The organism is Williamsia muralis NBRC 105860 (genome assembly GCF_001598915.1).
GTDB lineage: Bacteria > Actinomycetota > Actinomycetes > Mycobacteriales > Mycobacteriaceae > Williamsia > Williamsia muralis.
Genome location: NZ_BDAP01000019.1, coordinates 1 through 2,400, shown reverse-complemented (window position 1 = coordinate 2,400; position 2,400 = coordinate 1). Strand labels below are relative to the sequence as shown.

General features: G+C 65.2%; 2 protein-coding genes. Both read right to left on the bottom strand.

Annotation, left to right across the window (positions count from 1 at the left end):
* Positions 1-61 precede the first annotated feature (61 nt).
* On the bottom strand, positions 62-913 hold the full coding sequence (istB, locus tag WIMU1_RS25670) for an IS21-like element helper ATPase IstB (protein WP_023955291.1): 852 nt from the start codon (positions 911-913) through the stop codon (positions 62-64).
* Positions 910-2,262 (bottom strand): Mu transposase domain-containing protein, encoded by a 1,353-nt coding sequence (locus WIMU1_RS25665; RefSeq protein WP_023955293.1) that lies wholly within the window; start codon positions 2,260-2,262, stop codon positions 910-912. The genes istB and WIMU1_RS25665 overlap by 4 nt, the downstream gene beginning before the upstream one ends.
* Between the last annotated feature and the right edge of the window lie 138 nt (positions 2,263-2,400).

Below are 2,400 nucleotides of genomic sequence, written 5' to 3'. Positions count from 1 at the left end.
GACGGGGCTCAGGAAAATTCCCCAGTGGTGCTCATCGAAATTCCCCACCCGTGAGGTGGGTCTACTGTAGCGGCCGGCGGATGGTTCCGGCGGCGGTGCGGTGGTTTTCTGATCGGGCGTGGTGGTCTCGCAGGCGATAGGAATCGCCGTCGAGTTTGAGGACTACCGAGCGATGCAGGAGCCGATCGAGCATGGCCGCTGCGACGGTCGTGTCGCCGAGGACTTCGCCCCATTCGGAGATGCTGCGGTTGGTGGTGATCACGATCGACGTCTTCAAATATCGTTGTGCCACAACCTGAAACAACGCAGAGGCAGCCTCGGCAGGCAACGGCAGATACCCCAGCTCATCAATCACCAAGAGTGTCGGCCCGGCATAGAACCGCATGCAGGTGGCCCACCTGCCTTCGATAGCCGCTTTGTGGCAGCGGGCCGCCAGATCGGCAGCGGTGGTGACGTAGGTGCGGTACCCGGCGTGCACCGCCGCTCGGGCAAGCCCGACCGCCAGATGTGTCTTTCCTGTGCCTGGCGGACCCATGAGCAGGACGTTTGTCGCTGATTCGAGGTATCCGCAGGTGCCGAGTTCGGCGATCAGCTGGCGGTCCACGCCGGGAGCGGCGTCGTAGTCGAACCCGTCCAGGGTGGCTGGGGTGGGCAGGCTCGCGAACCGCAACCGGCCGGCCAGGCGCCGGGCCTGGTTCTCTTCGACTTCTACGGCCAGGAGTTGTTCGAGGGTGCTGGTCATCGACCACCCCTCGCCCTGTGCCCGCTCGAGCATCCCCGGTAAGGCCTCCGCGGCGGCGTGGAGTTTGAGCACCGCCAGGTGGTGCCGCAGTTGCTGGTAGACCGAGATCTCAGCTTGCGTCGCCGGCTCAGGCACCGCGTTGGTGGTGGTTGTTGTTTTGGTGCGGGTCATCGCAGCGTGGTCCTGTTCTGTGCGGCGCGCTCATAAGCGCTCATGTCGATCACGGTGGCAGACTCGTCGGCCGTGGCTACCGTGTGGGAGTTGTTGTTCAGCAATAGATCTGCAGCAGCGAGCGCGCTCTTGCCGGGTGGGATCCGTTGTTTGCGGCGGTGCGGAGGTCCACCGGTGTTGGCCGTGGCCATCGCCTCGGTGTTCAGCGCATGGACGTGGCCGTGATCGCGGACCATCACCCCCGACCCCTCAGCGGCGAGGCGGTGGCGGGCGACGACGATCCCGCCGGCGGTGGCGATATCGATGTGGGCGTCGCCGAGCTGATGGGTTACGGTCACCTCGCCCATCGCGAGCTCCGGCGGCACCGAATACTGATTGCCTTTCCACGCCACCAACGCCTGCCGGTTCACCTTCCGGGTCTCGGTCATCATCGCCGGATAGGGTGCACTCGGCAGCGATGCTAGGGGTTCACGATCGGCAACTGTTGCGACGGTGGACCTTCCGTCAGCGGTGACCCGGACGCGGGTGTCTCCTCGGCGGGTGCAGAACGTGTCCAGACTCTTCTGGGCTTGCTCGGCGGTGACGTCATCGCCCAGGGTCCGCCACCACCGCTGGGCGGCGACCCGGTTGGCTGCCTCCACGACGCCTTTGCGGTTCCCGCGCCGGGGCGGGCAGATCGCGACACTGACTCCGTAGTACTTGGCCACGCCTGCGAAAGATGCTGTCACCGAACCCGAATCGGGATGGCAGACCGTGGCCATCCGGTCGAACCGCCACACCTTCGTGAGGCCGCCATGCTGGCGGGTGACCCGGTCGAGGCCGGCGATCAACGTCGGCTGGGTCATATCGGCGGCCAGGAAGCCCCGCCAACGCCCCGAGTGGGCCAGCGACCCAACCAGCAGATGCGCAGTCTTACCCCAGCCCCACGACGGCGGTGGGTCCGGTAGGTCCACCCAATCCCATTGCGTCTCTTCACCCGCAGGGTGGTCGATGATCGCGTTCGGTCGGCTGGTCGCGGTCTGACATTGCGGGCAGACCGGGCGCAGGTTCCGAGCGCGGATTTGGCGGGTCAGCGTTTGATAGGACTGGGTGTAGCCGAGGTCTTCGAGCTCATCGCACAACGTTCGGGCCCATAAATGTGGGTCGTCGATCAAGCGTGCGGTGATGTAGGCGACGAACACCTCGAACGCATCGACGGCGCTGCGCGCCCGCTCGCCGGGCGAGCGGGTGCCGTTGAGATAGGCGCGGACCGTTTTGCGGTCTCGGCCGGTGTGGCGGGCGATCGCCGAGATCGTCAACCCTCGTTTGTGCAGGGCGTGTACTTCCATATCGTCCTCCCATGTAAGCATGAGAAAGCGGGTCTCCTTCGAGTAGCTGATGAGTGGTCAGAGACCATCAGCATCGAGGGAGACCCGCCCTCGTTGGCGGTGCCACACGGGTGGGGAATTTCAGTGAGCGTTACTGGGGAATTTCAATGAGCGCCGTCA